The organism is Rhodovulum sp. (genome assembly GCF_011048875.1).
Taxonomy (GTDB): Bacteria; Pseudomonadota; Alphaproteobacteria; order Rhodobacterales; family Rhodobacteraceae; genus Rhodovulum; species Rhodovulum tesquicola.
The window spans coordinates 1-4,545 of sequence record NZ_DSDD01000470.1; the positions used below are offsets into that span (position 1 = coordinate 1).

Consider the following 4,545-nt stretch of genomic DNA (forward strand, 5'->3'; position numbering starts at 1 on the left):
TCAAAGGGTTAATTTATCAGGCATCGACCGAATCAGGGATCGCAAGGGTGCCTGATCGGGGAGTTGGTCGGGGCGGCGGGATTCGAACCCACGGCCTTCGGTACCCAAAACCGACGCGCTACCAGGCTGCGCTACGCCCCGTGGCTGCCTCCATAGCGCCCGGCGCGGCCCAAGGGAAGCGATTTAGGGACAGCGCCAGGCCGCGCCCGGGCCAAATGCGGGATGTCGCAATTCGCTGCCCGGACCGATACCCAACCGCCCGGCAAGCCCGCCGTTGATTTCCAGCACGGCCAGAACCCCCTCGCCCCCGTCGATCGGCGTGCGGTCCAGCGGTCGGGCGTTCAGATGAACCTTCAGCACCCGCCCCTCGGGGTCGACGAAGATCATGTCGAGCGGGATAAGGGTGTTCTCCATCCAGAAGGCCACGTGCTGCGGGCGGTCATAAATGAACAGCATCCCCGCCGAGGCGGGCAGCGTCTCGCGATGCATCAGACCGCGCGCCCGCTCGGCATCGTCGTCTGCGATCTCGACGGAAAATCGCGCGGTTCCCCATTCGCCGCGCAGATCCACATGGCTCTCATCGCATTGCGCAGCCGCCAGACCGGCCGCGCCCCACGCCAGAAGAAATGCAGGGATCAGCCCTGCGAACCGCCTGAAACCGCGCTTTCCCATGGCCCCACCATCACCGCCAGTTGTCCGCGCTGGCCTTCGGTCACGCGGATCGCGATCGCCTCGCCCGGTTGCAGGTCGGCCAACCCCGACCGCCGCAAGACCTCGATATGGACGAACACGTCCTGCTGGCGGCCGAACACATTGGCAAAGCCGAAACCCTTGGACTTGTCGAACCACTTTACCCGAGCGGGTTCAAGCGGCAGTGCCGCCAGTTCCGCGGCATCGAGCCTCAACGCGTCCTCCAGGACAGGCCTGTCGCCGGGCGCGGGCGGGTCGATGCGCAGGACCTCGGCCGCCTGCAACCCGCGCGCCGTCTCCTGGACCAGGAGTTCCACGCCGGAACCGTCGGAAACAGAGCTCTGCCCGAAATTGCGCAGAACATTGGCGTGAAGCAGGATGTCCGGCCCGCCGGACTCGGACACGACGAACCCGAAGCCCTTTGTCGGATCGAACCATTTCACTTGCCCCTCGACGCGCCGGGGTGGCGTCTCGTTGTCCCTAGTCATGTTCCCCTAACCGGATGCACCGATCCCCTCTCCGGCACTTCCATTTCACAGACCCTGCCCGCGATGCAAGCCGATTCCGGGGTCTCACACAGCCCGCCGCCATTCACGAAGCGCGAATGTCAGGGGTAGAGCCGGACGACCTCCCATGCACCGTCCACATTGTCGCGCCGCCAGCGGAACCGGTCGTGAAGACGGAAGGCGCCGTCCGCCCAGAACTCGATTTCCAGCGGCCGCAGACGGACACCGCCCCAGAAAGGCGGCCGGGCCGGCGACACGCCCTTCTGCGCAGTTACCAGCGCCACCTCGGCCATCAGGCTGCGCCGTGACTCCAGCGGTCGCGACTGGCGGGAGGCCCAGGCACCAAGCCGACTCCGCAGGGCTCGCGATGCAAAATAGGCATCCGCCTTCACGCCGTCCTCCCGTTCCGTGACGCCCCGTACCCGTACCTGTCGTCTGAGCGTCTTCCAGTGTAGCACGAATGCGGCCTTCCCGGTTGCGGAAATCTCGGCCCCCTTCGCGCTGTCGTAATTGGTGTAGAAGACGAAGGCATCCGCCTCGATTTCACGCAGCAGCACCATGCGCACATTGGGCAAACCCTCGGTATCGACGGTCGCCAGCGCGATGGCGTCGGGGTCGTTGGGCTCGGTCCGGGTCGCCTCGGCCAGCCACGCGCGCATTATCGCGAACGGATCGTCCCCGGCGAATATTCCCTGCCTGTCGGTCATTTGGTCTGCGCTCCTGCCCCCGCGTCCGGCGGTCTTGATAGGTCCGGGCAATTGCCCTACACCCGCGTCAACTTCTTGCAAGGTGGACGAAGGACGCCGAATGTCAACGAAACTCTTGGAAGGCAAGCGCGGCCTTATCATGGGGCTTGCCAATGACAAATCCATCGCCTGGGGCATCGCGCAGCATTGCGCCGCCAACGGTGCGGACCTGGCGTTCTCCTATCAGGGCGAAGCGCTCAAGAAGCGCGTCGAACCGTTGGCGGCGAGCCTAGGCAGCGACATCGTGCTGGAATGCGACGTCGCCGAAGAGGCATCGCTGGACGCCCTGTTCGACGGGCTGGCGAAACGCTGGGACCGGCTGGATTTCATCGTCCACGCCATCGGCTTTTCAGACAAGGAACAGCTGCGCGGCCGCTATGTCGACACCACGCGCGACAATTTCGCGATGACGATGGACATCTCGGTCTATTCCTTCACCGCGGTCGTGCAACGCGCCGCGCGGATGATGACCGAGGGCGGCGCGACGCTTACGCTGACCTATTACGGCGCGGAACGGGTGATGCCGCATTACAACGTGATGGGCGTGGCCAAGGCCGCGCTGGAGGCATCAGTGCGCTATCTGGCCGAGGATCTGGGCAAGGACGGCATCCGCGTGAACGCGATCAGTGCCGGGCCGATCAAGACGCTGGCGGCCAGCGGCATCGGGGATTTCCGCTACATCATGAAGTGGAACGAACTGAACTCGCCCTTGCGGCGCAATGTCAGCCAGGACGAGGTGGGCAAATCGGCGCTGTACTTGCTGTCCGATCTGGGCAGCGGCGTGACCGGCGAAGTGCACCATGTCGATGCGGGCTATCACGTCGTCGGCATGAAGGCCGTGGACGCGCCCGATATCGACGCGGTCACCGGGCGCAAGTGACGCCAGCCAGAGAGGAACGCCCATGTCGCCGTCCGACCGCCTGCCCCACGAGAAGGGCTTTCACGTCAGCTGGGACCAAATCCATCGCGACTCGCGCGCGCTTGCCTGGCGGCTGGACGGGCACGGGCCCGATTCCGGTGCCTGGCGAGCGGTGGTGGCGATCACGCGCGGAGGCATGGCGCCCGCGATGATCGTGGCGCGAGAGCTGGATATCCGGATCGTCGACACGATCAGCGTGAAATCCTACAATCACCAGACCCAGACCGCACCGCGCGTCATCAAGACCCCCGACATGGGTCTGATTGGCGACGGCACAGGCGTTCTGATCGTCGACGATCTGGTCGATACCGGCCGCACGCTGGAGGTGGTGCGCCAGTTGATGCCCAAGGCGCATGTGGCCACTGTCTATGCCAAGCCCATGGGCAAACCGATGGTCGACACTTTCATAACCGAGGTCAGCCAGGACACCTGGATCTTCTTTCCCTGGGACATGGCGCTGCAATATGTGGAACCCTACCGGGGCACCTGATCCATGCTGCGCCCGCTGAACCCTCGCATGGCCGCCACCTTCCCGCCCCCGGTGATGGAGGCGCGGCGCTGGTTGCAGGGGGTCGCCTTTCCCGCCCACCGACCGCTGATAAATGTCAGCCAGGCCGCCCCGATGGAATCCCCGCCCGAGCCGCTGCGCCAAGCCATTGCCGAGGCCGCGCTGACAGATCCGGCGGCGCATCTTTACGGCCCCGTCCTTGGCCTGCCCGAGTTGCGCGAAGAGATCGCGGCGCAGTGGTCGGCCAGCTATGGCGGCCGGATCGGTGCGGAACAGGTGGCGATCACCCAGGGCTGCAACCAGGCGTTCTGCGCCGCGATGGCGACGCTTGCGGGTGACGGGGACGAGGTGATCCTGCCAACGCCGTGGTATTTCAACCACAAGATGTGGCTCGACATGGCCGGGATCCGCACCGTGCCGCTGCCCACCGGCGACAGCCTGATCCCCGAGGTGCAGCGCGCCGCGCAACTGATCACCGGGCGCACCCGCGCCATCGTGCTGGTCACGCCGAACAATCCGGCGGGTGTCGAATACCCGCACGACCTGATTGCCGATTTCCTGGAACTGTGCCGCCGACACGGCATCGCGCTGATCCTTGACGAGACCTATCGCGATTTCCATTCCGGCACCGGCGCGCCGCATGCGCTGTTCGCCGATCCCGACTGGGCCGACACACTGATCCAGCTTTATTCCTTCTCCAAGGCGTATCGGCTGACAGGCCACCGCGTCGGCGCGATGGTGGCGCATGAGGACAGGCTGGCCGAGGTCGAGAAGTTCCTCGACACCGTGGCGATCTGTCCGAACCAGCTGGGCCAGCGTGCGGCACTCTGGGGGATGCGCAATCTCGGGCAATGGCTGGCGGGCGAACGGGCCGAGATCCTGGAACGACGCGCGGCGATCGAGGCAGGGTTTGCAGCGCTGGAAGGCTGGGTCCTGATGGGGGCCGGGGCCTATTTCGCCTATGCCGCCCATCCCTGGCCGATCCCGTCCGACGACCTGGCCCGGCGGCTGGTGGCCGAGGCGGGCGTTCTTCTGCTGCCCGGCACGATGTTTCAGCCCGACGCCGATACGGGCGCGCGCCAGCAGGTGCGGATCGCCTTCGCAAATATCGACCTGCAGGGCATCGGGCGGCTCTTCGAGCGGCTCTCGGCCTTCCGCCCCTGACGCTTGCGGGGA

The 4,545-nt window shown here is 65.8% G+C and carries 6 protein-coding genes and 1 tRNA gene; 3 read left to right on the plus strand and 4 right to left on the minus strand.

What is annotated here, in order from left to right:
* Positions 1-64: 64 nt before the first annotated feature.
* The 4 genes from ENN83_RS15940 to pdxH form a co-directional block, all read right to left on the minus strand.
* Positions 65-141, minus strand: a tRNA-Pro gene (locus tag ENN83_RS15940).
* 42 nt (positions 142-183) lie between these two features.
* Positions 184-672, minus strand: coding sequence for a DUF192 domain-containing protein (locus ENN83_RS15945; RefSeq protein WP_287188728.1), 489 nt, complete (start codon positions 670-672; stop codon positions 184-186).
* The gene (locus tag ENN83_RS15950) at positions 636-1,178 is read right to left on the minus strand and encodes a cold-shock protein (RefSeq protein ID WP_287188729.1); all 543 of its coding nucleotides are present in this window, start codon (positions 1,176-1,178) and stop codon (positions 636-638) included. The genes ENN83_RS15945 and ENN83_RS15950 overlap by 37 nt, the downstream gene beginning before the upstream one ends.
* Before the next feature lie 119 nt (positions 1,179-1,297).
* A complete protein-coding gene (gene pdxH / locus ENN83_RS15955) occupies positions 1,298-1,903 on the minus strand; it encodes a pyridoxamine 5'-phosphate oxidase (protein ID WP_287188730.1) in 606 nt (201 codons plus the stop codon).
* Between the two features lie 100 nt (positions 1,904-2,003).
* Here pdxH and fabI point away from each other — a divergent pair, with 100 nt between their 5' ends.
* From fabI to ENN83_RS15970, 3 genes are read left to right on the plus strand one after another with little or no spacing between them, the layout of a single operon-like run.
* Positions 2,004-2,822 carry an enoyl-ACP reductase FabI gene (fabI, locus tag ENN83_RS15960; protein WP_287188731.1) on the plus strand — a complete coding sequence of 273 codons (819 nt, stop codon included), beginning with the start codon at positions 2,004-2,006 and terminating at the stop codon, positions 2,820-2,822.
* A 22-nt stretch (positions 2,823-2,844) separates the two neighbouring features.
* The gene (gpt, locus tag ENN83_RS15965; RefSeq protein ID WP_287188732.1) at positions 2,845-3,351 is read left to right on the plus strand and encodes a xanthine phosphoribosyltransferase; all 507 of its coding nucleotides are present in this window, start codon (positions 2,845-2,847) and stop codon (positions 3,349-3,351) included.
* A 3-nt stretch (positions 3,352-3,354) separates the two neighbouring features.
* Positions 3,355-4,533: an aminotransferase gene (locus tag ENN83_RS15970; protein ID WP_287188733.1), complete on the plus strand. Its 1,179-nt coding sequence runs from the start codon at positions 3,355-3,357 to the stop codon at positions 4,531-4,533.
* Positions 4,534-4,545 lie beyond the last annotated feature (12 nt).